The sequence below is a fragment of the Martelella endophytica genome (assembly GCF_000960975.1).
Classification (GTDB): domain Bacteria; phylum Pseudomonadota; class Alphaproteobacteria; order Rhizobiales; family Rhizobiaceae; genus Martelella; species Martelella endophytica.
This window is the reverse complement of the sequence record NZ_CP010803.1, coordinates 1,630,613-1,657,295: the sequence shown is the minus strand read 5'-3', so window position 1 is coordinate 1,657,295 and position 26,683 is coordinate 1,630,613. Positions and strand designations below refer to the sequence as shown.

Here is a 26,683-nt window from a genome sequence, read left to right as displayed (position 1 = left end):
CGGGGCAGCAAAGGGGAGCGCAGACATGGCCGATCACCACCACGGTTCGCACGACCATGGAGGCCACGACCATAGCGCCCATGCGCACGGCGCGCATGGACATAGCCATGCGCCGGCCAATTTCGGCCGGGCTTTTGCCATCGGCATCAGCCTCAACATCGTCTATGTCGTGCTCGAAGCGATATTCGGGGTCATGAGCGGCTCACTCGCTCTCATCGCCGATGCCGGCCACAATCTCTCCGACGTTTTCGGCCTGCTGATCGCCTGGGGCGCGATGTGGCTTGCGGCCAAGCCGCCAACCAGTGTGCGCACCTATGGCTTCAAGCGGGCGCCGATCCTGGCCTCGCTCGCCAATGCCATCATCCTGCTCATCGCCGTCGGTGCGATCAGCTGGGAGGCGATCGGCCGCTTCTTCCAGCCGGAACCGATCGCCTCTGTCACCGTCATCTGGGTGGCGGCCGCGGGCGTGCTGGTCAACGGTTTCACCGCCTGGCTTTTCGCCTCCGGCAGCAAGGACGACCTCAACATCCGCGGCGCCTTCCTGCACATGGCAATCGACGCCCTGGTGACGATCGGCGTCATCTTCGCAGCGCTGCTCATCATGTGGACAGGCTTCGACTGGATCGACCCCGCCGTCAGCTTGATCATTTCCGCCGTCATCCTGATCGGCACCTGGGGTCTGCTGCGCGATTCGGTGATGATGGCGATCGACGCCGTGCCGAGCGGCATCGACATCACCGCCGTGCGCAAGCATCTGGAAAGTGCCGATGGCGTCGAGGAAGTCCACGACCTGCATATCTGGGCGCTGAGCACCACCGAGACCGCGTTGACCGCCCATCTGGTATGCCGCAACACTGACCCGAAGCATCTGCTGGCCAGCCTGCCCGAAGAGCTGAAGCACGACTTCGGCATCGGCCACACGACATTGCAGATCGAAACGGCCGAAGCTGCCGAGAATTGCCACCTCAGGCCATCGCACGTCGTCTGAAGCGGATTACGGTTCCAGTTCGCTGTCCCAGTAGAGATAATCGAGCCAGCTTTCGTGCAGGTAGTTCGGCGGGAACAGGCGGCCGTTGTTGTGGAGGTCCTGGACGGTCGGCTGGTAGGGCTTCTGGAACGGGATCATGCCAGCCTGTCTCGGCAGCTTCGACCCCTTCTTCAGGTTGCACGGCGAACAGGCGGCAACGACATTGTCCCAGGTCGTCTCGCCGCCCTTGCAGCGCGGGATGACGTGGTCGAAGGTCAGCTCTTCCCGGGTGCCGCAATACTGGCACTGGAAACGGTCGCGCAGGAACACGTTGAAGCGGGTGAAGGCGGGGTTGCGCGAGGGCTTGATGTAGGTCTTCAGGCAGACGACGCTTGGCAGCCGCATCGAGAAACTTGGCGACGACACGGCCTGATCGTACTCGGCGATGATGTTCACACGGTCGAGAAAAACCGCCTTGATCGCGTCCTGCCAGGACCATAACGACAAGGGGTAGTAGCTCAGGGGCCGAAAGTCGGCATTCAGCACGAGCGCCGGCAAGGCCTGAGGCGAGACTGCAATCGTCAAGTGACTCTCCTGATCGATTCGGCATCTTCCTCCTGTATATTAGGCCCGTTGTTACAGTATTGTGAAGCCTGATTAATTCGGCTTTGCAAAGTTGCGGCAGACATGTCGAAAGACTTCAGCCGACGGGCAGAACATTCCGCTTCATCACATTCGCATAATAGGCCCAGAGCAGCCGCGCGGCGACCGAACGCCACGGCCGCCAGGTCTCGGCGCGCGCCCTGAGCGCGGCAATCTCCGGCCTTTTCTCCATGGCGAAGGCATGGGCGGCGGCAGCGCGCAAAGCAAGATCGCCCGCTGGAAATATATCCGCGTGACCTTCGCAGAACATCAGATAGACTTCCGCCGTCCAGACGCCGATGCCGCGATAGCGGGTCAGGGCCCTTGTCGCTTCGGCGCTGTCCATCGTGCCGAGTGCGGCGAGATCAAGCTCACCGGAAAGGATCGCCTCGGCTATGCCGGCAAGGGCCGCCTGCTTGGCGCGCGTCAGGCCGATTGCGGCATGCGTCTCCGGGGAAAGCGCCAGATAGGTCTGTGGCGAAATCGGCCGGGCCTCCTGTTCAAGCCGCGCATAGATTGCCGCCGCGGCCTGCTTTGAAATGAGTTGGCCAGCGACCACCTCGGCAAGGCCGGCAAAGCCCGCCGGCATCAGCCTCAGCGGCGGCGGGCCGCACGCCGTCGCGATTGCGGCAAGATCGGGCGCCTGCCGAAGCAGGGCTTCCGTCGCGATTTTGAGGTCATCGGCGTTGCACATGCGCTGCATCGGTTCTACCCCTGAACGTCTCAAGATGATCAGGGAACCTTCATGGCATGTCTGAAACTTCCGGGCGACCCACTTTCCGCTTCGCGCCGAGCCCGAACGGCCTGCTTCATCTCGGCCATGCGCTCTCGGCCTTCGAGAACCGCCGGCGCGCGGATGCCATGGGTGGCCGGCTGCTGCTGCGCATGGAGGATATCGACAGGGCCCGCTGCACGCCGGAAAACGAGGCCGCGGCCATTGAGGATCTCGCCTGGCTCGGCATCGGCTTCGACGGCCCGGTGTTTCGCCAGTCGGAGCACTTTGCCGAATACCAGGCCGCGCTCGACCGGCTGGTTGCAGAAGGCCTCGCCTACCCCGCCTTCATGACCCGCGGCACCGTTCGCCAGATGGTGGCGGATCACGAGGCGGCGGGCGCGCGCTGGCCGCGCGATCCGGACGGTGCGCCGCTTTATCCGGCGCGCGATCGAGCACGGCCCGCAGACGAGCGGCGGGCGCTGATGGCCGCCGGCCATCGCCACGCATGGCGCCTCGACATGGCGGCGGCGCTCGCGCGCATCGGTGCGCCGCTTTCCTGGCAGGAGGGGACCGGGGACCGCACAGTGGAGATTGCAGCTTCGCCGGCAGATTGGGGGGACGTCGTGCTGTCGCGCTCCGATGCGCCCTCGAGCTACCATCTCTCGGTGGTCGTCGACGATGCCGCGCAGGGCATCACCCATGTCGTGCGCGGGCGCGATCTTTATCACGCCACCGCCGTCCACCGCGTGTTGCAGGTGCTTCTCGGCCTACCGCAACCGCTCTACCACCATCACCGCCTGCTTCTGGGCCCGGATGGCCGCAAGCTGTCAAAATCGAACAACGATACGGCGCTCAGGCAATTGCGCGCCGAAGGCCGCTCAGTTGCGGACATTCGGGTCCTTTGCGGCATCTGAGATATGCGCCTTGCGGCCGCGGTGGCGGCTCCAGGGCGCATGCTTGATCACCTTGTACTTCAGGAGCCCGGCATTCACTTCAGCGCCGAGAAGCAGGATCACGCCGATCGAATAGAGGAAGACCAGCAGGATCATCGGTGTCGCAAGGCCGGCATAAGTGGCGCTATATTGCGCGAAGGTGCCGAGGTAATAGGCAAAGCCCGAGGCGAAGATCGACCAGACGATGAGCGTCAGGATCACGCCCGGCAGCACATCGACAAGCCGGCGCTTGCCGGCAGCGAGGTAGAGATGGGCGATGGTCAGCCCGACAAGCAGCAGCAGGAAAGTGCCCAGCAGCCTGAGCTTGGAAAGCTGCTGCAACGCGGCCGTCAGCCATGGGAACCAGCGTTCGGCGAAATGCAGAGCGATCGGCACGGCCACGAACATGATGCTGAGAAAGGCGAAGATGATCGAGGCCAGCAGGACAAAGCCGAGGCTGCGGATGCGAAGCCACCACCAACTGCGGTTTTCCTCCACCCGGTAGGCCCGGTTAAGCGAAAGCCGCACGGCCTCCACGCCGTTCGAGGCGAAGTAGGCCGCCGCCATGACCGAGACCGTCAGCAGCCCGCCGCGCGGCACGGTCAGCACCTGTCGGATCTGGTTTGCCACTGGTTCGGCAATCTCCTGGGGCCAGGCGCCGACGATGAAGTTGATGGCGACTTCGGCGAACTGGTCGGCGCCGAGAAAGCCGGCAAGCGTGGTGCCGAAGATCAGGAATGGAAACAGCGCCAGCAGCGTCGACAGCGCCACATGACTTGCCATCGCCCAGCCGTCATCCTCGCTGAAATGGTAAAGCGCATCATAGGCCACACGCAGGGTTGTCCGGATCGGCTTTTTCATTCTGTCTCCAAGAGGCATTCTGGCGGCGGCGGACAGGCGTCACGTTTATCGCGGTCCTTTCGATCTTATATAGGAACAACAATGTATTCGTGTACCGGAGGAAGCCATTGGAAAAGAAATCCACGATAATCGTCACCGGCTGTTCGAGCGGCATCGGCGCCTACTGCGCCCGCGCGCTCGCCCAGAATGGCTGGCGGGTATTCGCCACCGCCAGGCGGCCGGAGGATATCGCGGCGCTTGAGGCCAATGGCCTTGAGGCCTTCTACATGGATTATACCGACACCACCTCGATTACCGCCCTTGTCGAGGCCGTCAGGGCGCGGACCGGCGGTGGCCTTGACGCGGTGTTCAACAACGGCGCGTACGGCCAGACCGGCGCCGTCGAGGACGTCTCCACCGATGTGCTACGCGCCCAGTTCGAAGCCAATGTCTTCGGCGTTCACGAGCTGACGCGTCAGGTGGTTCCGATCATGCGGGCTCAGCGCCATGGCCGCATCGTCCAGTGCTCCTCGATCCTCGGCCTGCTGCCCTATCGTTTTCGCGGCCCCTATTCAGCCTCCAAATACGCGCTCGAAGCGCTGTCGCTGACGCTGCGCATGGAACTCGAAGGCAGCGGCATCTTCGTCAGCCTGATCGAGCCGGGACCGATCGCCTCGAAATTCACCGCCAATGCGCTGAAGCACATCCGCGCCAATATCGACATCGAAGGCTCGGTCCATGCCGAGGATTATCGCCGCCAGCTCGCCCGGCTCGACGGTTCCGGGCCGCCGAACCGCCACAAGCTCGAACCCGATGTCGTCTATGCCGTTCTGACAAGAGCACTGACAGAAAAGCGGCCGCGCCCGCACTACCCTGTCACCACGCCGGCCAAACAGGGCATGATCCTGAAGCGGCTGATGCCGGCCGACTGGTTCTATCGCCTGATGGGCCGGATGAGCTGAGGTCCGAGCCGCCTTGCCCTTGCATGCCCCGGCAAATTGTCGTCAGATGCGCGCCCAAACGCGGAGGAAAAGCCATGTCGACATTTCTGACATTCGTGACCGTCATCGTCATGCTGCTGGTCGTGTTCTTCCTCGGCCGCGGCCTCGTCAACATGATGCTCGGCGGCAATCCGCGCTTTTCCAACAAGATGATGCAGGCCCGCATCGCCTTCCAGGCACTCGCCATCATCCTCATCATGCTGACGCTGTGGCTTGCCCAATCCGGACATTGAAATGGTCAAACTGAACAAGATCTATACCCGCACCGGCGACGACGGGACGACCGGGCTCGCCGCCGGCCCCCGCCGCAAGAAATCCGATCTGAGGCTTGCCGCCATCGGCGATGTCGACGAGACCAATGCAGCGCTCGGGCTGGTACGGCTTGCAACGACCGATGGCCTCGCCGGCGCCATCGAGCGCATCCAGAACGACCTCTTCGACCTCGGCGCCGATCTCGCCACGCCGGAGACCGGCGAGAACCTTGGCTACCAGCCGCTGCGCATCGTTAGCGCCCAGGTCACATGGATCGAAGGGGAGATCGACCGGCTGAACGGGAAGCTCGCACCGCTCAACTCCTTCATCCTGCCCGGCGGCAGTCCGCTCGCCACACATCTTCACATGGCCCGCACCATCTGCCGCCGCGCCGAGCGCGCCATGGTGGCGCTCGGCGAACGCGAGGCCGTCAGCACGCCGGCGCTTTCCTATATCAACCGGCTCTCCGATTTCCTGTTCGTCGCGGCCCGTCACGCCAATGACAACGGCGCGGCGGACATTCTCTGGGTGCCCGGCAAGAACCGATGATTTGCGCAAAATCTGCGCCCTTTGGGCAATGATTCTTTGCGCATGGCGGCAAATGAAATTATTCATGTCGCCCATTGGCAAGTGATCGCGCCGCAAAGGCCGCATCGTTGCATGAAATCACGGCCGGTTCCGGCCGGGCCCTTCCGGGCCGCAATCCAGGAGGTTGAGTATGAAGGTTCTGGTCCCGGTCAAACGGGTTGTCGACTACAACGTCAAGATTCGCGTCAAGCCGGATGGCACCGGTGTGGAGCTCGCGAATGTGAAGATGTCGATGAATCCCTTCGACGAGATCGCCGTTGAAGAGGCGCTGCGACTGAAGGAAGCGGGCATCGCTTCCGAGGTTGTCGCCGTTTCCATCGGCCCGGCCAAGGCCGAGGAGACCATCCGCACCGCGCTCGCCATGGGCGCCGACCGCGGCATCCTGATCGAGGCCGAAGGCACCGTCGAGCCGCTCGCCGTCGCCAAGCTTCTGAAGAAGGTTGCTGAAGAGGAAGAACCTGGCCTCGTCATTCTCGGCAAGCAGGCGATCGACGACGATAGCAACCAGACCGGGCAGATGCTTTCAGCCCTTCTCGGCTGGGGCCAGGCCACCTATGCCTCGAAGCTCGAGATCGGCGATGGCCTTGCCACTGTCACCCGGGAGATCGACGGCGGGCTGCAGACCATCACCGTCAAGCTGCCGGCGATCGTCACCACGGATCTGCGCCTCAACGAGCCGCGCTATGCCTCGCTGCCGAACATCATGAAGGCGAAAAAGAAGCCGGTCGACAAGAAGACGCCCGCCGATTACGGCGTCGATACCGCCCGCCGGCTGGACGTGCTGAAGACCGAGGAGCCGGAAGCCCGCAAGGCCGGCATCAAGGTTTCATCCGCCGCCGAACTGGTGGACAAGCTGAAAAACGAAGCCGGCGTGCTGTAAGGAGACCGATCGATGACCATTCTTCTTCTCGCCGAACATGACGGCGCCACCATCTCCGACCAGACCGCCAAGGCCGCGACCGCCGCCTCCCGGATCGGCAGCGACATTCATGTGCTCGTCACCGGCAGCGGCGTTTCCGCTGCCGCCGAAAGTGCCGCAAAGATCGCCGGTGTTGCCAAGGTGCTTGTTGCCGATGACGCTAGCCTTGCCGAAGACCGCGCCGAGCCGCTTTCCGCCACCATCCTGGCGCTCGCCGATGGCTATGACGTGATCATGGCGGCGGCCACCTCGACCGGCAAGAACGTGCTGCCGCGCGTTGCCGCCCTTTGCGACGTGATGCAGATTTCCGAAATCACCGAGGTGATCGCGCCGGACACCTTCAAGCGCCCGACCTATGCCGGCAACGCCATCGAGACGGTGAAATCGCACGACGCCAAGAAGGTGATCACAGTGCGCACCGCAAGCTTCGAGGCCGCCGCGATGACCGGCAGCGCCCCGGTGGAAGCCGTTTCCGCCGCTGCCGAACCGGGCCTTTCGACCTTCGTCAAGAACGAGATCGCCAAGTCCGAGCGTCCCGAACTGACGTCGGCCAAGATCATCATCTCCGGCGGCCGCGCGCTCGGCTCGTCTGAGAAATTCCGTGAGGTAATCCTGCCCGTTGCCGACAAGCTTGGCGCTGCCGTCGGCGCCTCGCGTGCCGCCGTCGATGCCGGCTACGCGCCGAACGACTGGCAGGTCGGCCAGACCGGCAAGGTTGTCGCCCCAGACCTCTACATTGCCTGCGGCATTTCCGGCGCCATCCAGCATCTGGCCGGCATGAAGGATTCCAAGGTGATCGTCGCGATCAACAAGGACGAGGAGGCACCGATCTTCCAGGTGGCCGATTACGGCCTCGTCGGCGACCTGTTCGAGATCCTGCCGGAGCTTGAAAAGGCGCTTTGACGCGGTTCGCCGCTTGCCCCGATTCCGTTCTCCGCTTGCGGAGGACGATCGCAAATGGCGTGGCAGCTCGCTCCCAATACTCTCTCGCCTCCGGGGCGAGAAAGTTTTGAGGGTTGGGCGGCGCGTTGCATGCGATTGCCCCGCCCACTGGGGCAAAACTTTGCAAAAACGCCCCGGATGACGACGCCCGACCGGACAAGGACCAAGCCATGCCCCAGACCCGCCTGACGATATCGACCCGTGGCCAGGGCCTCTACGAATTCACCGATGAGGCCGCCCGCTTCGTTCGCACGGCAGGCATGGAGGAAGGTCTCCTCACCGCCTTCGTGCGCCACACGTCCTGCTCGCTGCTGATCCAGGAAAACGCCGATCCGGACGTCAAACGCGACCTTTCAGCCTATTTCGCCCGGCTGGCGCCACCGGCGGACGACCCGTCGATGGACTACCTCGTCCACCGGCTGGAAGGCCCGGACGATATGCCCGCCCATATCAAGTCCGCCCTCACCCAGGTTTCGCTCGGCGTGCCGGTTTCCGCCGGCCGACTGGCGCTCGGCACCTGGCAGGGTCTCTATCTCTTCGAACACCGCGACCGTTCCCACCGCCGCGAGATCGTGCTGCACCTTTCGCCGTGACGAGACTGAACAGGACTGCGGCAAGCGCCGCGGTTTCCCGACGGCAATCTCCCGCTAATCAGCGGTGCCCCTGAATTTCGGCCGAAGGCTCGCCCGCAGCTCGTCGCGGCCGGCGACCGCTGGCGCGGCATCGGCCCTGCCGGACACGGTTCAAGGATCGAATGACCGACACAGACCGGATGACAGGAAGCGCTGGGAACGGAGGAAGGGTCCGCCGGCCAGACCGGCCGGCGGCAAGGGGCTGCGTTTTGTTTGCGCACCAGACAGCCTCTGCCTGGCCGGACGACATTACTGGCCGATGCCGAACGTCATGTTGACGTTGACGCTGTAGGTGTTTTCGCCAGCGGCAACAGGAACGGCGCTGTCTGCCTTCGCCATTGCCATGGCCCGGAACATCACCGGCTGCGGGCTTGAACTCTGCTCCGAAATCGACAGCACGTCGCCGAGCGTCACGCCTGCGGCCTCGGCCAGTGTCTTGGCCTTGGCGAGCGCGTTGGCGACCGCCTCACGACGGGCTTCGTCTTCAGCCTTGGAGGGATCGCTGTTGGAGAAGCTGATGCCACCGCCGGAATTCACCCCGAGCTTGACCGACTGGTCGAGCACGCTGCCGAGCTTGGAGAGATCGCGGATCTTCACGGCAAGGCCGTTATGCACCTCGTAGCCGGTGATCCGGCTTTGCGTGGTGCCGTCATCCGCCTTCACCTGGTCGTAGCGCGGGCTCACCGAGAAATCGGTGGTCTGGATGTCGGTCTCGGCGATGCCGCTCGCCTTCAGCGCATCGATCACCTTGGTCATCGCCGCCGAATTGTCGGAAAGCGCGGTTGCCGTGTCATCCGCCTGGCTGACGACGGAGAGCGAGACGGTCGCCATGTCCGGCACCAGCGTGGCATCGCCCTCGGCAGAAACATTGATGGCCGCCTGTTGCGGCGGCTGCTGGGCGAGGCTGGCGGTGGCAAAGAGCGGCGCCGCCACGAGGATGCCCGCTGCGAGAATACGGGCCGGTGAATACGCCCCAGTAAGATAAGCCATGGTGTCTCCCTTTTCTGATGTGAACCGGCAGTTATCATGGCAATTGTGAAGCCAATACGGCAAGACTTGCCGCATCCCTCGATTTGGTTTAGTTCGAAAGTCCGCGCCGGGAGCCATTGCCCGCGCCGGCCGACGCCTGCCGCCGGAAGGGCCTGTAGCTCAATGGTTAGAGCCGGCGGCTCATAACCGCTTGGTTGGGGGTTCGAGTCCCTCCAGGCCCACCACCTCTGAATTTGTACAGTTGTTGTTGTCGTCCGACACGGAAACGCCGACTTTGCGACAAAAGTCGGTTTTTCGATTCGCCGCTTGCGGCGATGCCTTGAAGCCCTCGCGGCCTGCCCAATCGGGCGCCTGCTGATTTCGCCCCTTACCCATGAATTGAAAAATAGATGCCGCGCAACGCCGCCCAGCCGGTGCTAAGCTGCCCGCGCCAAGAGACCGGCCTTGTCTGTGTCAATCTGCCCCCGCAGCAACACATGCGCTTCCGCACCAGCTCTGACGTTTTCCGGATACCCGAAAGAAACGTTCACGATCGGCGTCCTTCCGACTTTTCCGCTCAGGTGTCGGTGCGTATGCCCAAACAGCCATAGGTCGGGACTATGCTGCAAAATCCATTCATCCAGATCGGAAGCGAAACAAGGCGTCAGATCATCGACAGGTCCCGCCACACATGGACTGGGCGCATGATGGCTGACGATGACGGTCCGCCCGTCAAAAGGTTCCTGGACTTTTCGCGTCAACCATTCGAGATGGCCCGCATGAACTCGGATCGAATCATCGGGGCACACCATTCTCCCGTCGACTCGGATCCGATCATAATCGGTCATACGATAGCTTGCCTGCCGGGTAGCAGCTCCACGATCCCCGGTCAGACAGAGATCGGTCCAAAGCGTGCAGCAAAGGAACCGGATACCACCGAGTTCCAGCGCCTCCTTCTGGATAAAGCGCATACCGGCATCTTCCACCAATGACTTCAGCTGCTCGTCGCCGTCGAGTTGCCACTGATAATAGTCGTGGTTGCCCGGCAGGATAAATACCTTTGCCGGATCAATCAGGCGTGCCAGCTGCTCCAGGCCTCTCGGCCAGTTCAGCAATGGGTTGTTCGCGAGATCACCCGCCAGCACAAGGGCATCAAGCCCATCGAGAATCGACCTGAACGTCGCAAAAGGATCGCGATAGCTTCGCCACCATAAGTCCAGGTGCCAATCGGCTGTGACGAGTATTCGCATCAAGCTTGCTTTGCTTCAGAATAGATCCGACTTTGTGGCTAAAGCTACCTGATATCACTCGAACGACGCCTTTGCTATCATGCAAGGAGAAATCGGAAGGTCAGGAATGCGCCCCCATTTCAGCCATTGAGTGGTTCGTGTCCGGAATCCAAAGCCGGACATTCGGTGAGTGACAAACAAAAGGGCAAGATGGGGACAAAACCGACATTGGAGAACTGAAGCGCGTCTGCCGAGATGAGCGCTCCATCTCATGGCGTTACGATAGAGACTAAGCGCGCAAAACGTCACAGCTTCCAGGTGTCATTCGGCGTGGTACCGGGACTGACACGCTTTACATCTTTGAAAGACTTAAAGCGACGATCAGCGTCGAACGCCCATGCCGAATTACAGCCGGGACTCTACAGCCATGGGTACAATACGGGAGTCTTTGTTTGGCTGTCTCAAAATGGCGGCATATTGACATCGTTTAAACATGACTTTTAAAGGAAGGTTTAAGGCTTCTGAGGAGCCTCCGAGGTGGGCGCCCCGCGGAGACTGCGATGAAGATGATTGCGGGAAAGAGCCTCCAGAGTGTTCGCGATGAACGGACGGGTAGTCAAAACGTCATGTCGATGAGTTGGGATATTCAGGGGCTTTTCCGGCTCCACGCCAAAGGTATCGCGCGGTCTTTGATGCGAAGGGGAATGTCCGGCGAGGCTGCGGCGGATATTACGCAGGACACTTTCGAGCGTGTTCTCGTGAGACAATCGACGTTGGAGGGAGCTACCAATCATAATCCCAAAGCCTATCTCTATCGGGTTTCTCGCAATCTCGGTATCAATCAGATTCGCCGTGATGCGCTGATCCGAACGGTAGACCTCGACAGTGAGGAGGCGCGGGAGCAGCCCGATCCTTCTCCGTCTCCCGAGCATATCGTCTATTCGCGGCAATGCCTCCTGCAAACCTTCCGGGCGCTAGAGCAATTGCCGGCGAGAACCCGCACAGCCTTTGAAATGCATCGCCTCGGCGAACGCACGATTGCCGAAGTGGGGGAAGAGCTGGGCATTTCCACGACCCGGGCGTGGACGCTGATCCATCAGGCCTACCGTCATCTCCTCAGCGCGACGGAAGAAGAATGAGTTTTTTGCCGATCCTGAAGGGAAAATTCTGCGCTCCCGATTGTACTAGAGGCAGGAAATATGCGCAGGCCGTTGCCGCGCCGAGGGATATGAGATGAACGACGCCGCGCCGGATGAGGAGCGCCTGCTGGACGAAGCCATCGACCTGATGATCAGCCATCAGAGCGATCCGGACAATGCCGGGATTATTGACAGGATCGTGGCATGGCGCGCGATGAGCGATGCGCACGAGCGGATATGGAACCGTGTCGCGAAAATTCACGGGGCGTCCGGGCGCATTCTTTCCGAAAAGAAGCGGATTGAACGGCGTGATGCCCTGCAAACGTCCCGGCGGAATTTCATGATCGGCGCGGCGGCGACCGTCGGGACAGGGGCGACGGCCTATCTGTTCGGGCCCGGGCTTCTTCTTGAGGCCCGTGCCGACTATCTGACGGGAAAGGGCGAGTTCCGGCGTATCGAATTGGCAGACGGCAGCGTCGCGATCCTCGGTCCGCAAAGCGCTTTGGCCGTGGATTTCGGCGAACAGCAGCGGACGATCAGGCTGCTGGCGGGCATGACCTTCCTGTGGGTTGCGCCGTTGCCGGGCGCACCGCTGTTCGTCATGGCCGGGCCGTTGCGTGCCGCATCGTCCAGTGGCGCTTTTGATATCAGCAACGATGGCGACTATGTGACGGTGGGTGTCGATGACGGCCGAGTAAACCTCTCTTCCCAACGTCGGCAGTTTTCCGATGACGAACAACTCCGGCAGGGAGACTGGCTCAGTTTTGACGCATCCTCCGGCGCCATCGGGCGCGGCAGACGGGAGCGCGCCATGATCGGATCGTGGCGCGACAATCTCATCATTGCCGAAAACGAACCGGTCTCGGCGCTGGCGCTGCGCATCGGGCGCTGGATACCTGGGCGGATCGTGATTGCCGATCCCTTTATCGGCAGCCGTTATGTCAGCGGCGTTTTCGATCTCGACAGGCCTTTCAGCGCGCTGGAAGCCGCAGTCCATCCGGCCAATGCAAAGGTTCGGCGTATCTCCTCGCTTCTGACCATCGTTTCGCCTGTCTGAAAAAAAGTTGAGTAAACGGGGAATATTTTGTCGGCCCGTTTGTACTAGCTTTGAGGACAATGGGTCGGATCGCTGCCCGTTGCCGCGAAATTCAATGCAACGGAGTGGTTGACGCATGGGGCGCATCAACGAAAAAAATATGACATTCAACAGGTTGAAGAACGGAACTGCAGCAGTAGCTCTGGTCTTGGCCGCAGGTGGTCTGCTGCATGTGAGCGCGCCCAGCCCGGCCGCGGCGCAGGTGCAGGCGCAAACCGGTTTTACCATTCCGGACGGATCGCTGAGTGCGGCGCTGACGACGTTCGGTCGCCAGGCCGACCTGCAGGTGACCTATCTTGCATCGGTCGTGGCCGGAAAAGCCTCTCCCGGCTTCAGCGGAACCGCCAGCCCGCAACAGGCGCTTGTTGCGATCCTGCAGGGATCGGGTCTGGTCTACACCTTTACCAACAACAGAACCGTGGCCATTTCGGCGCCCGAACCAGTTTCCTTTGGCGCTGGCGGCGGTGATGCGGGTGACCTGACGCTTCTGGAGCCAGTCAATGTGACAACCAGTGCCGGGGGCAATGTCGGCATCGTCGCAACAGCGAGCGGGACCGGAGCGAAATCCGGCCTTCCGATCAAGGACACGCCGCAGGCCGTCAATGTCGTGACCCGCGACCAGATGGATATTCAGGGCGCGGAAACGGTGGTGCAGGCGCTGCGTTATACGCCTGGCGTCGTGGCGCAATATGGTGATTCCGATGCGCGGGTGGATTGGTTCTCCGTGCGTGGGTTCCGGCCGGGGCGCTATCTCGACGGGCTGCGATTGCCGTTCGGCGCGCGCGGTTACGCCCAGCCAAAAATCGAACCCTACGGTCTGGAAAGCGCCGAGGTGCTGAAGGGGCCGACATCGGTGCTCTACGGCCAGAACCTGCCGGGTGGCCTGATCAACATGGTCAGCAAGCGCCCGCGCGACGAGGAGATCCGCGAGGTCGAACTGCAGGCGGGCAGTTACGACCGCTTCCAGACCGCGTTCGATTTCGGCGGACGTCTCAATGATGAAGGTACGATCCTGTACCGCCTGACCGGGCTCGGGCGGATTTCCGACACGCAATATAACTACGTGGATGAAAAGAAGGGGTTCTTCGCGCCGTCGCTGACTTTCGCGCCCAATGACGCGACGTCGCTTACGCTTTACGGCCAGTATCAGAAGGTCGATTCCAATGGCGGCGGCGGGTTTCCGGCTCTGACTGCCAATGGTACGCTCTACACCGACGTCTATCCGGAATTGCCGCGCAACACTTTTGTCGGCGAGCCGGATTACGACAAGTTCGAACTGGTGCAGACCTGGGCCGGCTATGAGCTTGACCACGAGTTCAACGACACCTGGGCCGTCAAGCAAAACCTGCGTTACGCCTATGTGAACGCCGACACCCAGCGCGTGGCGCCGGTATGCCTTGCCGGCATGGTTTGCGATCCCGCCGCCCTTTACCGTTATGCCTGGGCGTTTCCGGAGCGATCAAACCTGTTCACCATCGACAATCAGGCGATCGGCACCTTCGCGCTTGGCGAAACCGAGCATTCGCTGTTGCTTGGCCTCGACTATTCCTACGAGACCAGCCATTTTGAAGAATCACAGCTGACGATCATAACGACGCCGTTCGACGCCTATGATCCCGTCTACGGCGCAACGCCGATCTCCCGTCCCCCCACTGCCATGTGGGTCGATCAGGAGCGCTCGCAGCTTGGCCTTTACGCTCAGGACCAGATCGAGTGGGACAATTTCGTCTGGACGCTTGGCGGCCGGTATGACTGGGCTGACACCAAGACAAACACCCGCACTGCGACCAGCGATGCAACGATCGACCAGAACGACGGAAAGTTCACCTGGCGGACCGGCCTTGTGTATAATTTCGACAATGGCATCTCCCCCTATGCAGGCTACTCCACCTCGTTCAATCCGCAAAGCGGAACCGACCGGGACGGCAAACCCTTCGACCCGACCACTGGCGAGCAGTTCGAAGTCGGCCTGCGTTATATGCCGTTTACCGAGGACATCTCGATCAGCGTTTCGGCCTATCAATTGACGCAGAAGGACGTGCTGACGCCCGATCCGGTCAATATCAACTACAACACCCAGACCGGCGAAGTGCGCCTGCGCGGCATCGAGGTTGAGGGCAAGGCGGAGCTGAGCGACGGTCTCTCGCTTATCGCTTCCTACGCCTATACCGACAGCAAGATCACCGAGGATAATCCTGATGCCGCAGGCCTCAGCGATGTTGGCAACCGGCTGGCCTTCGTGCCGCGCCATCAGGCCTCGCTGTGGCTCGACTATACGGTTCAGTCCGACACCGCCTGGGGCGGCCTGAGCTTCGGCGGCGGCGCGCGTTACATGGGCCAAACCTATGGCGACAATGCCAATGTCTACGACATTCCCGACTACACGCTGTTCGATGCCGCTCTCCGGTATGATTTCGGGGCGATCGATCAGAAGTATGACGGACTGACGGGGTCGCTCAACGTTTCCAACCTGTTTGACAAGAAATATGTCTCGACCTGCATCGCGGCCACGGGCTGCAATTGGGGCGACGGGCGGACGATCTACGGCACGCTGAAATACCGCTGGTAGTCGTTGATGCCATCATCTGCAAAACATGCCCTGACGCGGCGGCAATTCGTTGCCGCGTCACTGCCGGTCCTGTTGATGGGAAACGCGGCCTTTGCATCTCAGCAAGGGCCGCGTCTTGCCGTGCTCGACTGGGCCTGGGCGGAAACTGTTCTGGCGCTAGGTGCAGAACCTTATGCCGTCGCCGAGGCGCCGCTTTACAACGAACGGGTGGTGTCGCCCGCATTGCCGGCCACCACCATCGATCTCGGCCTCAGGTCATGGCCGAATATGGAACTGCTGAAATCGCTGCATCCCGGCCTCATCATCACGCAGGCCGGTTACGGCGTTCCTGAAAGCCGGCTCGAGACCATCGCCCCGACCATGGCGCTACCGCTTTTCACCGAGGACAGAACGCCGCTCGCCCTTGCCGAAAGCGGCATGAGCGCGATTGCCGAACGGCTGGACCGCAAGGCAGAGGGCGATGCTTATATCGCACGCTTTGACGAAGCCCTTTCAAAGATGCGCGACACGCTTGCAGGGGATGACGGAAGGCCGGTTCTGATCGTCAAATTCGCCGGTGAAAGACTGGTCGATATTTACGGGCGAGGCAGTCTGTTCGACGATGTGCTGCAACGGCTCGGGCTTGAGAACGCCTGGCAGGAGGTCGGCAATCGCTGGGGCTTCTCCACCGCAGGCCTGGATGCCATTGCCCGCCACCGCGATGCCCGGCTGGTGATCATCGAACCGGGCCCGCCGCCAAGCCTTGCGCAAAGCCGCCTGTGGAACACGATACCCTCCGTCGGCGCCGGGCGGGTCTTCACCATTCCACCGACCTGGGTGTTCGGCGGCCTGCCATCGGCCCTGAGGTTCGGCCGTATTCTGACGGAGGCACTGACGCCCGCATGAGAAATTCTGCCCTAGCACCCGTCGCCGCGCTTTCGATCCTGATCGTTTTCGCGCTGGCGCTGACAGTCTTCGGCTATGCCGGACATGTCGCGCCGGGCCGGCTCCTGTCGGCGCTGATGGCGCCCGACCCGGAGATCTTCGGCGAGGTCTATCTGCATTACGGCCTGTTTCCGCGGCTGTTCGTGGCGCTCATTTGTGGCGCTGCGCTGGGTCTTGCCGGGGTGATCTTCCAGCAGGTGCTGAAAAACCCGCTGGCCGAACCGGCAACGCTCGGGCTTCTCTCCGGCGCGCAACTGGCCATCATCATCGTCTCGCTGGCATCAGCCGGTGCCGGCGGCCTGTGGGCGCGGGAACTTGCCGCGCTTGTCGGCGCGTTTGCCGCCCTCGGGCTGGTCGTGGCGCTGGCTTCGAGCCGGAATTTCTCGCCGGTCACGCTGTTGCTGGCGGGCATGGTCATCAGCTTCCTCGCGGGCGCAACCATTGTCGTGCTGTCGCTGTTTCATCATGAATATCTGCGCGCGGTCTTCATCTGGGCCAGCGGCTCGCTGTTACAGAACGACTTTTCCGCCGTTCCCGCATTGGCGCTCCGGCTCATCATTCTTGTGCCGCTGGTCCTGCTTCTGGTGCGGCCGCTGACGATTGCGGGGCTTGACGATGCCAGCGCGAAAAGCCTCGGCCTGCCGGTGAAGACCATTCGCCTTGCCGCCCTGTTGCTGGCCTCGGCCATCTCCGCCGTCGTGGTGGCGCGCGTCGGCGTGATTGCCTTTGTCGGACTAGCCGCGCCGCATTTCGCCAGCCGTTTCGGCGCGCAGCATTTTGCCCGGCGTCTGCTGCTTGCGCCGCTTTTCGGCGCGCTGCTTCTGGCCTTTGCCGATGGCGCGGTGCTGACGATGGCGCGCTTTATCGGCGAGGTGCCGACAGGCACGCTGACGGCGATTTCCGGTGCTGTCCTGCTGCTCATCCTGCTGAAGCGACTGCCCGCTGCCGCCCCGCAGGCCAGCGCGCCGCAGATCGTGCAAAGCCGCCGGTTTCCCGCTTCCGTGGTGCTGATCATCAACCTGCTTGTGCTTGCAGGCATTATCGCCTTTTCGCTGAGCGAGACAATCTTCATCGATGGGCTCCCCGTTTCCGAACTGGCCGCCGGGCGCTGGCCGCGCATTGCCGCATCCTTTGGCGCTGGGGCCATGCTGGCGCTGGCGGGCGTCGTCATGCAGGCGATGACCGGCAATCCGCTTGCCAGCCCGGAAAGCCTCGGCGTCAGCGCCGGTGCAGGGCTTGGCCTCATCGGCGCAGTGTTTCTGGCCGGGTCGTTCTCGCCGCCGGTGATGCTGGTTGGCGGCGTGGCCGGGGCGGCGGTAACCTTTGCCTTCATTCTCGCCGTCGCGCGCGCCTGTGCCTGGTCGCCGGGGCCGGTGTTGCTGGCGGGCGTGGCCGTCGGCACATTTGCCGCGGCGCTGATCTCGCTGGTTCTCGCCAGCGGCGACCCGCGCGCGGCCTATATTCTCGCCTGGAGCGTCGGCCCGACATTCCGCGCGACAGCGATCACCGGGCTGATCGCGCTGGTGCTCTCCCTGTTGTCGCTGCCGTTTGTGCCGCTGTTTGCGCGCTGGCTGGAAATCCTGCCGCTCGGCAATGAAAGCGCCCGCGCGCTTGGCGTCTCTCCGGGCCGGGCCCGCGCGGTGATGCTGACATTTTCCGCCTTTCTCACGGCCGCCGCGACGCTGGTGGTCGGGCCTCTCAGCTTCGTCGGGCTGATGGCCCCGCATATGGCGGCGATGCTGGTGCCGGGGCGTCCGCTGGCGCGCGCCTTCTGCGCAGTCATGCTCGGCGCGCTGTTGATGGTCACAGCCGACTGGCTCGGCCGCAGCGTCGATTTTCCCTATGAAATCCCGGCGGGCGTTCTGGCGGCCTTTGTCGGCGGCCCCTATTTCCTCTGGCTGCTTTATCGGAGGCCGGCATGAGCGACGATGCCGACCGACTGATGGCGATGCTTGACGGCCCGCTTGCGCTGGTGCGCGCCAAACTCTCGCTTCACCCCGACCCGCGCCCGGCTGAAACGGCCACGGAGCTTCTGGACGAAAAACGCCTGTCCGCCGTTCTCGCGCGCCACGGTAGTCATCACGGCGTGGCGCCGGAGGCCTTCCTGCTGTCGCTCTGGTCGCAGAAATATCTGGCGGTGGCGATCATTCCCTATATCGCGCTGTCCCTGCTTGCCGGGCGTCCCTTGCGCATCGGCATGGACGAGGCCGCCTTCGTGCTCGATGCGATAGGCGAGCCGGTGGCGCTTCGTCCCCCGAAGGGCAAGTTGACCTTCACTGAAGGGCAGGCGGAAGACATCGTGCCGACTCTTTATTCCGCCCATCTCGAACCCGCCATTGCACGGCTGAAACAGGCAAGCCGCCTTTCCGAAAAGGCACTGTGGGGCAATGCCGCGCATTATCTGGAATGGACCATCCGCCAGATGGAAAGGCATCCGGCCGTTGACCGGCAGGCGGCGGCCGACGCGCTGGCCTTTCTGGCGCGGCCGCAGCTTGGCACCGACAAGACCAATCCATTGAAGGATGCGATCCACTATATCGAAGAGGCGGGACGGATAGTCCGCCGCCGCAAGGTCTGCTGCCTGCGCTATCGCGTTCCCGGCATTGAAGGCTGCGGCACGCTTTGCCCGGACAGTAAGATAAGAGAAGCTTCATGCATGACGACCAATTGACGTTTTCGCTCCGCGACGTGTCTTTCGGCATTGGCGACCAGACGATCCTGCAACCGCTGACCCTCGATCTCTCGCTGAAGGGCCAGGTGGCGGGTCTGATCGGCCATAACGGCTCGGGAAAATCGACATTATTGAAACTGCTGGCGCGGCAATTGTCGCCGCTGGACGGCGCGATCCAGCTCAATGGCGAACCGCTTGAAAAACTGAAGGACCGGGCATTGGCCCGCCAGCTTGCCTATCTGCCGCAAAACCCGCCGCCTGCCGCCGGCATGACTGTGCGCAATCTGGTAGCGCTCGGGCGCTATCCCTGGCACGGCGCGCTCGGCCGGTTTTCAAGAGCCGACCGTGACGCAGTGGACGAGGCGATGACGCTGACGCGGGTGACGGCCATGGCCGACCGGCTGGTCGACACGCTGTCTGGCGGAGAGCGGCAGAGGGCATGGCTTGCCATGCTGGTTGCCCAGAAGCCGCAATGCCTGCTTCTGGACGAGCCGATTTCCGCCCTCGATATCGCCTATCAGATCGAAATTCTGAAACTCGTCGGCGATCTTGCCCGCAACCACGATCTCGGCGTCATCGTCGTCCTCCACGACATCAACATGGCGGCCCGCTTCTGTGACGACATCATCGCGCTGCACAGCGGCAGGCTTCTTGTGAGGGGGACGCCGGACGAGATATTGCAGCCTGAAATTCTCCAAAGCATATACGGCATCGAAATGCGAGTCACGACACTGCCCGGAGCCGCTTGGCCGATAGCGACTCATGTTTGAGGCTTTCGTGTATGTAGGTGTGGAGCTTCAAAAGGTTGTCCCGGTTAAGGCCAAGGCGACTGATCGGTTTTTTTGACTTTATGCCGTCTTGCGTACGGTGCCGATTGTCCATGCAATTTCAGTTCGGCAGATGCTGTTTTCGGTGCTTTGAGGATGGATAGACGACGCGCGCGTAGGCCCGTTCGAGCAATGCCGTTTGTATTTGTGGCATACAGGATGTGGTGCAAACGCTGGAACGGATTTGCAGGAAAGGCGGCTACCCGAAGACGATACGGGTCGACAATGGCAGCGAATTTATCTCCCGTGACCTCGATCTCTGGGCCTATGTGAAAAAGGTCACGCTGGACTTCTCGCGGCCTGGCAAACCGACTGACAACGGCTTCATCGAAGCCTTTAACAGCAAGCTGCGTTCGGAATGCCTGAACGCGAACTGGTTCATGACCCTTGCGGATGCGCGCGAAAAGTTGGAGGATTGGCGTAAGCACTATAATGAGGATCGTCCTCATTCGGCGATCGGATACAACGTCCCGATCGCGTTGCATAATCCCGGTGGCGCTGCCAGCCCGCCATCGTGATCAGAGCCGGAAAAATCTAACATCCGGCGGTCCAATAAATGGGCGCACTGCACTAACCCGCAGACTCTCAAATTGAACGAGGGACGCAAGGGGTGCAGGTCAATGGTGGAGTTTCGCGAAAAGTTGCTTACCGAAGGGAAGAGACTGTGAACGCCTTGAGGGACATGGGGCCATCTGCGACGCTTCTCACCTCCATCATCTCGGTTTCAGAGCCTCTGCTCCCATGTTCCGATCCGCTCATAGATCCGGTTGCGCAGTTCGGTAATCTCGCTGTTCAGCCGCGCCAGTTCCTCAGCCGATTTTCCTGAGGCTTCGAGAAGAGCGTCGCCGAGACAGCCCGCCCGGCCCCGCAGGGCGCGGCCGCGGTCGGTCAACTTGATCAGCACCTGACGCTCATTATCGGGATTGCGGACCCGGTGCAGGAGTTCTGCGGCTTCAAGGCGCTTCAGCAGGGGTGTGACTGTGCTCGATTCCAGCGCCAGCCGGCTTGCAATGGCGCCGACGGTCAACGGGCTTTCGAGCCAAAGCACATTCAGTACCAGATATTGCGGATAGGTCAGCTCAAGCTCATCAAGCAGAGGCTTGTAGAGACGCTGGATCGCCATGCTCGCGGTGTGGACGGCGAAACAGACCTGTTTGTCCAGCGCCACCGGCGGATTGCTCTTGGGTGCATTCATTCCAGGCTCCTTGCAGGGCAGATGACGTGTTGGCGCATCGACCATGCGCTGCTCGCAAATCGGGCTCTCTGTCTGCCCACCTTTTAAATATCGCAATAACACTTACGTTTTACAACCATTATCCCTGGATGATACGGGCAGATGTAAGAATGCCGGCGCCGCGCAAGGTATTTCATGGCGCGCTGCCGATCAGAAGCGCCCTCGCGGCAAAGATCGCCACCCGTCTATTGTCCGGAAAAACAAGACACCGCATGCCGGTTTATCCTGATTATCGAAGCGACGAGCTGCCGGTAAAACGATCTTCGACGAAAAGGATCGTCCCCATCAACAGTTGAAGATCGAGAGGTAGCCATGAACATTCTCTACAAGACCAGCGCCACCGCCACCGGTGGCCGCACCGGCACAGCCACCGTGGATGACGGATCCCTGACCCTTTCGCTGGCCACGCCAAAGGAACTCGGCGGTTCCGGTGGCCCCGGCACGAACCCGGAGCAGCTTTTTGCCAGCGGCTATGCAGCCTGCTTCCTGAGCGCTCTCAGTTTCATCGCCGGCCGCCAGAAGCTCGCGCTGATGGAAGAAAGCAGCGTGACGGTTTCCGTCGGCATCGGTCCACGTGCCGACGGGAAGGGCTTCGGCCTCGATATCGCCCTGACGGCGAAACTGCCTGGCCTCGATGAGGTGACAGCCCGCAAGTTGGTCGAAGACGCGCACGCTACCTGCCCATATTCGCACCTCACGCGGGACGGCGCGGAAGTCCGCCTGAGTGTCGTTTAAGGCGAAACAGGCCAGCACTACAGAAAACCGCGCGCGGCCGGAGTATCACCGGCCGCGCGCCGAACGCGCCAGTTCGCGCGCGAGATCGACGAACACCTTGAAGGCCGCCGGCGGATTGCGCCGGCTCGGATAATAGAGGCAGAGCGGCGAAAGTGGCGGCGTCCACTTGTCGAGCACCCGCACCAGCCGGCCGGCCTCGATGTCTTCGCGCACATCCGATTCCATGAAAAAGCCGATCCCCACCCCTTCCAGAACCGCCAGCCGCGCGAGACTGGCCTCATCCAGGGTGATCGGGCCATGCACATCGACATGCACCGGCTGCCCCTCAGATTCGAACTGCCAGCGCAGCATGGCGCCGTTGGGCAGCCGCGTGCGGATGCAATCATGCGCCATCAGGTCCGATGGATGCAGCGGCAGCGAGCGGCTCTCAAAATAGGCCGGCGCGCCGACAACCGCGTAGCGCCGGGGCGGGCCAAGCGGAATGGCGATCATGTCGGTCGGCACCAGCGGCTCGCTGCGCACCCCGAAATCGAATCCGTCGGCGACGATGTCGACAAGATTGCCCTCGGTTACAAGATCGATCCGGACTTCCGGAAACCGTCGCATGAATTCCAGGATCAGCGGCGACAGGATCTCGCGGCCGGCGGTCGCGAAGGTATTGACGCGCAACACGCCCGTCGGCGTCTCCTGTTGCGAGCGCACGGTATCGAGCGCCTGGTGCATGTCCCTGAGCGCCGGGCTCATCTGATCGACAAACTTCCGCCCGGCATCCGTCAGCGAAACGCTGCGCGTCGTGCGGTTGAACAGGCGCACGCCCAGTTGCTCTTCCAGCTTTGCAATCGCGTTGCTGAGCGCGCTCGTCGACATGCCGAGATCAAGGGCTGCGGCGCGAAACGAGCCCCTGCGGCTGACGGCCAGAACAGCATCGAAATCACTCAGCTTGTAGATCGCCATTATCCCGAAACCCGCAATTCCTCGTCTCACTTTATCCCGCTTATCCGTACGCCGTCAAAGCCATACATTGAGGTCGAACAGCAACGGAGTGGAAAAAATGCAGTATTATCAGGTTTTCATCAGTGCCGAACAAACCGCGCAGGCTTACCGCATCCTTGATGCGCTGATCGCCAAGCAATTGATCTTCGGCGGCCCGGTGGTTGGTGGGCCAGCCAAGTTCCTCTGGAACTTCAAGGACAGCGACGTGCCCGCGAGCATGCGTGAGCCCAAGCTTTACACCCTCGATCAGGATTACAACTACATCATCAGCTACACCCGCGAGGATCTGAAGGAAGAGCTCATCGAGGTGGCGGAGAGCGCCTCGCTCGAAGAAGTGTGCATGATCTCCTTCCTGCCGATGGAGACCAACAGGTCGCTTCGCAACCTGCTCGATGCCTCTTTCGAGGGACGCGGCGAACTCGCCGATCCCGACCCCGTCGACGCGGTGGCCGCTCTCACTTTCGTACCGAAGGCCCAGATTTCCGCCAGGACCAAGAGCTCCAGCGGCGACGTCGGCAGCCGGCGCTGATCCTGCGCCTTTGTTTCAACCCACGTGCGGCCGGGAGAAGCCTCCCGGCAAGACGCTCCAACCACGTAAAAGGAGAACCATCATGAGTATCGAACTACCGAAGGTCATCGAAACCTATTTTTCGGCCGACAAGAAGGGCAATGCGCAGGCGATTTCGGAATGCTTCACGGAAGACGCCACCGTCATCGATGAAGGCAACACCTACACGGGCCGCGATGCCATCCGTCAGTGGATGGCCAATGCCTCCACGAAATACACCTACACCGTCGAGCCTTTCTCGATGACCGAAGAAGATGGGCGCATCGTCATTACCAGCCACCTCGTCGGCAATTTTCCCGGCAGTCCGGTCGATCTGCGCTACTTCTTCGTCCTCAGCGGCGACAAGGTTGCCGAACTGGAGATTGTCCCATGACGGCATTCGTTACCCTGGAAGGGAAACGGGCTCTCATCACCTCCGGCACGCGTGGTGCCGGAGCCGCCACCGTGGCCCTGTTCAAGGAACTGGGCGCGCGGGTCCTGACAACAGCGCGCAACAAGCCGCCGGAAATGCCGGAAGCCGAGTTCGTTGCCGCCGATCTCATGCGGCCGGAAGGCTGCAAGACCCTGGCGGCGGCCGTGCATGAGCGCCTCGGCAGTGTTGATATCATCGTCCACATGCTTGGCGGGTCGTCGGCTCCGGCCGGCGGTTACCTGGCGCTTGACGATGAAGAGTGGCGGCGCGAACTCGACCTCAATCTCATGGCCGCCGTCCGCCTCGACCGGGCGCTGCTTCCGCTGATGGAAGCGCAGGGCTCCGGCGTGGTGATACACGTCACTTCGATCCAGCGACAATTGCCGCTGCCGGAGGCGACGACGGCCTATGCAGCCGCAAAGGCCGCGCTGTCGACCTATAGCAAGAGCCTTTCGAAACAGGTCTCGCCGAAAGGCGTGCGCGTCGCGCGGGTCTCGCCCGGCTGGATCGAGACGGAATCAGCGATCGAGCTCGCAAGGCGTCTGGCTGCGGAACACCACGTCGATGTGGAGGAAGGCAAGCAGATGATCATGCGTTCGCTTGGCGGCGTGCCCATCGGCCGGCCATCCAAACCCGAAGAGATCGCAAGTCTGATCGCTTTCATCGCGTCAGATCGCGCGGGCACCATCACCGGCACGGAATACGTGATCGACGGCGGCACGGTGCCCACGGCCTGACTTCAGGCCTCTCCTGCCGTAGCACCAGCAATCGCAGGAGAGACCCGGTCGAACACGTTTTCGTTATCGCAATAAATATTACGTAGACAACCGACGAAATCCGGGTTAGCAAATAATTATTGCGATAAACATTATTGCGATAACATAATTGGCGCTTCAGCAGGTGCCGCGCAGTTCATCACTTCAATCGAGCCGGTCAAGGCCGGGAAACAAGGAGAAAGACAATGACAAATCGCATTCGCAAGTCCATCGCCGCCGCCGCAGCGGGTGCCGCCATCACCGGCGCTGCCATCGCTTCCTCGAGCACAGCCTCGGCACAGGAGCAGGTCAAGAACATCGTTCTCGTCCACGGCGCATTCGCCGATGGTTCAGGCTGGCGCGGTGTCTACGAAGACCTGACCCAGCGCGGCTACAAGGTCAGCATCGTGCAGAACCCGCTGACCTCGCTGGCCGACGATGTTGCCGCCACAAACCGGGTTCTCGATCGTCAGGACGGCCCCACCATTCTCGTTGGCCACTCCTGGGGCGGCACCGTCATAACCGAGGCGGGCGTCCACCCGAACGTGACCGGCCTCGTTTATGTCGCAGCCCTTTCACCGGATGCCGGCGAGAGCACCGGCCAGCAGTATGAAGGCTTTCCCGCCGCCACGGAATTCGTGCTCGACATCCAGGATGATGGCTTCGGCTTCGTGAAGAGCGAGAATTTCAAGGCTGGCTTTGCCGGCGATACCACGGAAGCCGATGCCGCGTTCATGCGGGATTCGCAGGTTCCGATCAACATGTCCGTCTTCGAAACCAAGCTTGAAAATGCCGCATGGCGTATCAAGCCGAGCTGGGCCATCTACGGCCTGCAGGACAAGGCTTTCGGCGAAGGCATGCTGCCAGCGATGGCCGAGCGCATCGGCGCCGACATCACCACGGTCGATGCAAGCCATTCGATCTTCATGACCCAGCCGCAGGCCGTCGCCGAGGTCATTGACCGAGCCGCAAACGGCGTCCGCAACTGAGCACTGGACGCCCGCATCGTTCCCCGCAGTCTGGAGCCTTGCCGCTCCGCCTGCGGGGATCATCGTTCATAGCCAGCGATGTTGGTTTTCATACCCCATCATCAAACCTTGTGACGACGAACGACCTCGACATCGGCCGCAAGCATATAACCTACTCCCCGCTCGGTCCTGATCAGCCTCGGCCTGGCGGGGTCGGCCTCCAGTTTCCGTCGCAGGCGCAGGACAAGGACGTCGATACTGCGGTCAAAAACCTCTTGGTTGTGCACGCGGCTTGCCAATAGAAGCTGCTCGCGCGAAAGCACCTGTCGCGGGGCGCGAAGAAAGGCGGTCAGCAGGTTGAACTCGGCGGCCGTCAACCTCCTCTCCACGCCACCGTGGACGAGCCTTCGAAGCCCGACGTCGAGTTCCCAGCCTTCAAAACGAAAGATGGTCCTGTCTTTTCCTGTCTGCAATGCGGGCCGGCTGCGCAGCGATACGCGCACGCGCGCCAGCAATTCCCGTATCCCGAAAGGCTTTGCGATATAGTCGACGGCACCGAGCTCGAGGCCGATGACCTTGTCTGCCTCTTCCAGCCGGTCGCCGCTGATGATGATGATCGGGCGATCCGAGGTGCTTGATAGATGTCTCACGATGTCCAGCCCATCTTCGCGCCCGAGGTTGAGATCGATGATGAAGAGGTCGACCTCATCCGTGCTCAACACCCTTTGCAGGCCATGACTGTCGCTGAGGCCAGTTACTCTGAGGGCATGCTGCGAAAGATATTCCGTCAGCAGATCGCGAATGGCCGAATCGTCATCGATGACCAGAACGTGCTTCACGACAACGGTCCGCACTGCGCATGCCGGCCGATCAGTGCGGAGACCGGAAGCCGACGATCCGGGTCGATCAAGGCTGCGGTGGTGCGGCACATCACGACCGAGCCTCATCGTCATCCGGCGAACCCTGTTCTTCCGGAACATCGTCCTTCGACAAGAAGCGGTCGGGAAAATGATGGACGGATGCTGCCGCTACGGTCCCGAAAGCCAGAAACAGCTCGGAAGCAAAGCGTTGGTAGTCGATCTCGGCGAGCCTTCGAAAAGGGATGAAAATCAGGCTGACGGCCTGCGCGATCACTCGGAACATGGCAGAAAATCCATGATGGCG

General features: G+C 61.8%; 29 protein-coding genes, 1 tRNA gene and 2 pseudogenes. 22 read left to right on the top strand and 10 right to left on the bottom strand.

Features of this window, described 5'->3' with window-relative positions:
- Window positions 1–25 precede the first annotated feature (25 nt).
- The gene (locus TM49_RS07525) at window positions 26–988 is read left to right on the top strand and encodes a cation diffusion facilitator family transporter (protein ID WP_045680286.1); all 963 of its coding nucleotides are present in this window, start codon (window positions 26–28) and stop codon (window positions 986–988) included.
- Window positions 989–994: 6 nt separating this feature from the next.
- Here TM49_RS07525 and TM49_RS07520 read toward each other — a convergent pair whose 3' ends face one another.
- The gene (locus TM49_RS07520) at window positions 995–1,552 is read right to left on the bottom strand and encodes an HNH endonuclease (RefSeq protein ID WP_045680285.1); all 558 of its coding nucleotides are present in this window, start codon (window positions 1,550–1,552) and stop codon (window positions 995–997) included.
- A 115-nt stretch (window positions 1,553–1,667) separates the two neighbouring features.
- The gene (locus TM49_RS07515) at window positions 1,668–2,312 is read right to left on the bottom strand and encodes a DNA-3-methyladenine glycosylase family protein (protein WP_045680284.1); all 645 of its coding nucleotides are present in this window, start codon (window positions 2,310–2,312) and stop codon (window positions 1,668–1,670) included.
- Window positions 2,313–2,359: 47 nt separating this feature from the next.
- On the opposite strand from TM49_RS07515, the gene gluQRS reads away from it, so the two are divergent.
- Window positions 2,360–3,238, top strand: coding sequence for a tRNA glutamyl-Q(34) synthetase GluQRS (gluQRS, locus tag TM49_RS07510; RefSeq protein WP_045680283.1), 879 nt, complete (start codon window positions 2,360–2,362; stop codon window positions 3,236–3,238).
- Here gluQRS and TM49_RS07505 read toward each other — a convergent pair.
- Window positions 3,203–4,117 carry a YihY/virulence factor BrkB family protein gene (locus TM49_RS07505; RefSeq protein WP_045680282.1) on the bottom strand — a complete coding sequence of 305 codons (915 nt, stop codon included), beginning with the start codon at window positions 4,115–4,117 and terminating at the stop codon, window positions 3,203–3,205. The genes gluQRS and TM49_RS07505 overlap by 36 nt on opposite strands.
- Before the next feature lie 107 nt (window positions 4,118–4,224).
- Between TM49_RS07505 and TM49_RS07500 the strand changes: the two genes are divergently transcribed.
- The 6 genes from TM49_RS07500 to TM49_RS07475 all read left to right on the top strand — a co-directional run bounded on the left by TM49_RS07500 (window position 4,225) and on the right by TM49_RS07475 (window position 8,391).
- Window positions 4,225–5,058 (top strand): SDR family oxidoreductase, encoded by an 834-nt coding sequence (locus tag TM49_RS07500; protein WP_045680281.1) that lies wholly within the window; start codon window positions 4,225–4,227, stop codon window positions 5,056–5,058.
- Between the two features lie 74 nt (window positions 5,059–5,132).
- Window positions 5,133–5,330: a twin transmembrane helix small protein gene (locus TM49_RS07495; protein WP_045680280.1), complete on the top strand. Its 198-nt coding sequence runs from the start codon at window positions 5,133–5,135 to the stop codon at window positions 5,328–5,330.
- 1 nt (window position 5,331) lies between these two features.
- Window positions 5,332–5,898: a cob(I)yrinic acid a,c-diamide adenosyltransferase gene (locus TM49_RS07490; RefSeq protein ID WP_045680279.1), complete on the top strand. Its 567-nt coding sequence runs from the start codon at window positions 5,332–5,334 to the stop codon at window positions 5,896–5,898.
- 169 nt (window positions 5,899–6,067) lie between these two features.
- A complete protein-coding gene (locus TM49_RS07485) occupies window positions 6,068–6,817 on the top strand; it encodes an electron transfer flavoprotein subunit beta/FixA family protein (RefSeq protein WP_045680278.1) in 750 nt (249 codons plus the stop codon).
- 12 nt (window positions 6,818–6,829) lie between these two features.
- Window positions 6,830–7,759, top strand: a complete 930-nt coding sequence (locus tag TM49_RS07480) for an electron transfer flavoprotein subunit alpha/FixB family protein (RefSeq protein ID WP_045680276.1) — start codon at window positions 6,830–6,832, stop codon at window positions 7,757–7,759.
- Between the two features lie 209 nt (window positions 7,760–7,968).
- Window positions 7,969–8,391, top strand: a complete 423-nt coding sequence (locus TM49_RS07475) for a secondary thiamine-phosphate synthase enzyme YjbQ (protein ID WP_045680275.1) — start codon at window positions 7,969–7,971, stop codon at window positions 8,389–8,391.
- 288 nt (window positions 8,392–8,679) lie between these two features.
- Here the strand turns inward: TM49_RS07475 and TM49_RS07470 are convergent, their stop codons facing one another.
- The gene (locus TM49_RS07470) at window positions 8,680–9,420 is read right to left on the bottom strand and encodes an SIMPL domain-containing protein (protein ID WP_045680274.1); all 741 of its coding nucleotides are present in this window, start codon (window positions 9,418–9,420) and stop codon (window positions 8,680–8,682) included.
- Window positions 9,421–9,568: 148 nt separating this feature from the next.
- Between TM49_RS07470 and TM49_RS07465 the strand changes: the two genes are divergently transcribed.
- A tRNA-Ile gene (locus TM49_RS07465) sits at window positions 9,569–9,644 on the top strand.
- A 192-nt stretch (window positions 9,645–9,836) separates the two neighbouring features.
- Here TM49_RS07465 and TM49_RS07460 read toward each other — a convergent pair.
- Window positions 9,837–10,649, bottom strand: a complete 813-nt coding sequence (locus TM49_RS07460; protein ID WP_045680273.1) for a metallophosphoesterase family protein — start codon at window positions 10,647–10,649, stop codon at window positions 9,837–9,839.
- A 539-nt stretch (window positions 10,650–11,188) separates the two neighbouring features.
- Between TM49_RS07460 and TM49_RS07455 the strand changes: the two genes are divergently transcribed.
- The 7 genes from TM49_RS07455 to TM49_RS07425 all read left to right on the top strand — a co-directional run bounded on the left by TM49_RS07455 (window position 11,189) and on the right by TM49_RS07425 (window position 19,797).
- Window positions 11,189–11,767 carry an RNA polymerase sigma factor gene (locus TM49_RS07455; RefSeq protein ID WP_342021360.1) on the top strand — a complete coding sequence of 193 codons (579 nt, stop codon included), beginning with the start codon at window positions 11,189–11,191 and terminating at the stop codon, window positions 11,765–11,767.
- A 94-nt stretch (window positions 11,768–11,861) separates the two neighbouring features.
- A complete protein-coding gene (locus TM49_RS07450; RefSeq protein ID WP_045680272.1) occupies window positions 11,862–12,824 on the top strand; it encodes a FecR family protein in 963 nt (320 codons plus the stop codon).
- A gap of 211 nt (window positions 12,825–13,035) precedes the next feature.
- The gene (locus TM49_RS07445) at window positions 13,036–15,432 is read left to right on the top strand and encodes a TonB-dependent siderophore receptor (protein WP_244464814.1); all 2,397 of its coding nucleotides are present in this window, start codon (window positions 13,036–13,038) and stop codon (window positions 15,430–15,432) included.
- Window positions 15,433–15,438: 6 nt separating this feature from the next.
- Window positions 15,439–16,317, top strand: a complete 879-nt coding sequence (locus tag TM49_RS07440; RefSeq protein WP_052699747.1) for an ABC transporter substrate-binding protein — start codon at window positions 15,439–15,441, stop codon at window positions 16,315–16,317.
- Complete coding sequence (fhuB, locus tag TM49_RS07435) at window positions 16,314–18,278, top strand: Fe(3+)-hydroxamate ABC transporter permease FhuB (protein ID WP_045680270.1); 1,965 nt, start codon at window positions 16,314–16,316, stop codon at window positions 18,276–18,278. The genes TM49_RS07440 and fhuB overlap by 4 nt, the downstream gene beginning before the upstream one ends.
- Window positions 18,275–19,027 carry a siderophore-iron reductase FhuF gene (gene fhuF, locus TM49_RS22535; RefSeq protein ID WP_052699746.1) on the top strand — a complete coding sequence of 251 codons (753 nt, stop codon included), beginning with the start codon at window positions 18,275–18,277 and terminating at the stop codon, window positions 19,025–19,027. The genes fhuB and fhuF overlap by 4 nt, the downstream gene beginning before the upstream one ends.
- Window positions 19,009–19,797 (top strand): ABC transporter ATP-binding protein, encoded by a 789-nt coding sequence (locus tag TM49_RS07425; protein WP_045680269.1) that lies wholly within the window; start codon window positions 19,009–19,011, stop codon window positions 19,795–19,797. Before fhuF ends, TM49_RS07425 begins: the two co-directional genes overlap by 19 nt.
- A gap of 19 nt (window positions 19,798–19,816) precedes the next feature.
- Here TM49_RS07425 and TM49_RS22955 read toward each other — a convergent pair.
- A pseudogene (locus tag TM49_RS22955) lies at window positions 19,817–19,999 on the bottom strand (IS481 family transposase); the annotation flags it as partial.
- A 10-nt stretch (window positions 20,000–20,009) separates the two neighbouring features.
- On the opposite strand from TM49_RS22955, the pseudogene TM49_RS07420 reads away from it, so the two are divergent.
- A pseudogene (locus tag TM49_RS07420) lies at window positions 20,010–20,372 on the top strand (integrase core domain-containing protein); the annotation flags it as partial.
- Between the two features lie 206 nt (window positions 20,373–20,578).
- Here the strand turns inward: TM49_RS07420 and TM49_RS07415 are convergent.
- A complete protein-coding gene (locus TM49_RS07415; protein WP_045684936.1) occupies window positions 20,579–21,049 on the bottom strand; it encodes a MarR family winged helix-turn-helix transcriptional regulator in 471 nt (156 codons plus the stop codon).
- A gap of 351 nt (window positions 21,050–21,400) precedes the next feature.
- On the opposite strand from TM49_RS07415, the gene TM49_RS07410 reads away from it, so the two are divergent.
- A complete protein-coding gene (locus tag TM49_RS07410; protein ID WP_045680268.1) occupies window positions 21,401–21,823 on the top strand; it encodes an organic hydroperoxide resistance protein in 423 nt (140 codons plus the stop codon).
- A 45-nt stretch (window positions 21,824–21,868) separates the two neighbouring features.
- Here TM49_RS07410 and TM49_RS07405 read toward each other — a convergent pair whose 3' ends face one another.
- Window positions 21,869–22,777 (bottom strand): LysR family transcriptional regulator, encoded by a 909-nt coding sequence (locus TM49_RS07405; RefSeq protein ID WP_045680267.1) that lies wholly within the window; start codon window positions 22,775–22,777, stop codon window positions 21,869–21,871.
- A 97-nt stretch (window positions 22,778–22,874) separates the two neighbouring features.
- Between TM49_RS07405 and TM49_RS07400 the strand changes: the two genes are divergently transcribed.
- From TM49_RS07400 to TM49_RS07385, 4 genes are all read left to right on the top strand, one after another.
- Window positions 22,875–23,345 carry a hypothetical protein gene (locus TM49_RS07400; protein WP_045680265.1) on the top strand — a complete coding sequence of 157 codons (471 nt, stop codon included), beginning with the start codon at window positions 22,875–22,877 and terminating at the stop codon, window positions 23,343–23,345.
- Between the two features lie 82 nt (window positions 23,346–23,427).
- Window positions 23,428–23,757 carry a nuclear transport factor 2 family protein gene (locus TM49_RS07395; RefSeq protein WP_045680263.1) on the top strand — a complete coding sequence of 110 codons (330 nt, stop codon included), beginning with the start codon at window positions 23,428–23,430 and terminating at the stop codon, window positions 23,755–23,757.
- A complete protein-coding gene (locus TM49_RS07390; protein WP_045680260.1) occupies window positions 23,754–24,533 on the top strand; it encodes an SDR family oxidoreductase in 780 nt (259 codons plus the stop codon). The genes TM49_RS07395 and TM49_RS07390 overlap by 4 nt, the downstream gene beginning before the upstream one ends.
- A 224-nt stretch (window positions 24,534–24,757) precedes the next feature.
- Entirely contained in the window at window positions 24,758–25,540 is a 783-nt protein-coding gene (locus TM49_RS07385; protein ID WP_045680258.1) for an alpha/beta fold hydrolase, read from the top strand.
- A gap of 101 nt (window positions 25,541–25,641) precedes the next feature.
- Here the strand turns inward: TM49_RS07385 and TM49_RS07380 are convergent, their stop codons facing one another.
- Window positions 25,642–26,358 (bottom strand): response regulator, encoded by a 717-nt coding sequence (locus TM49_RS07380; protein WP_045684934.1) that lies wholly within the window; start codon window positions 26,356–26,358, stop codon window positions 25,642–25,644.
- A gap of 91 nt (window positions 26,359–26,449) precedes the next feature.
- Window positions 26,450–26,662: a hypothetical protein gene (locus TM49_RS07375; protein ID WP_045680256.1), complete on the bottom strand. Its 213-nt coding sequence runs from the start codon at window positions 26,660–26,662 to the stop codon at window positions 26,450–26,452.
- Between the last annotated feature and the right edge of the window lie 21 nt (window positions 26,663–26,683).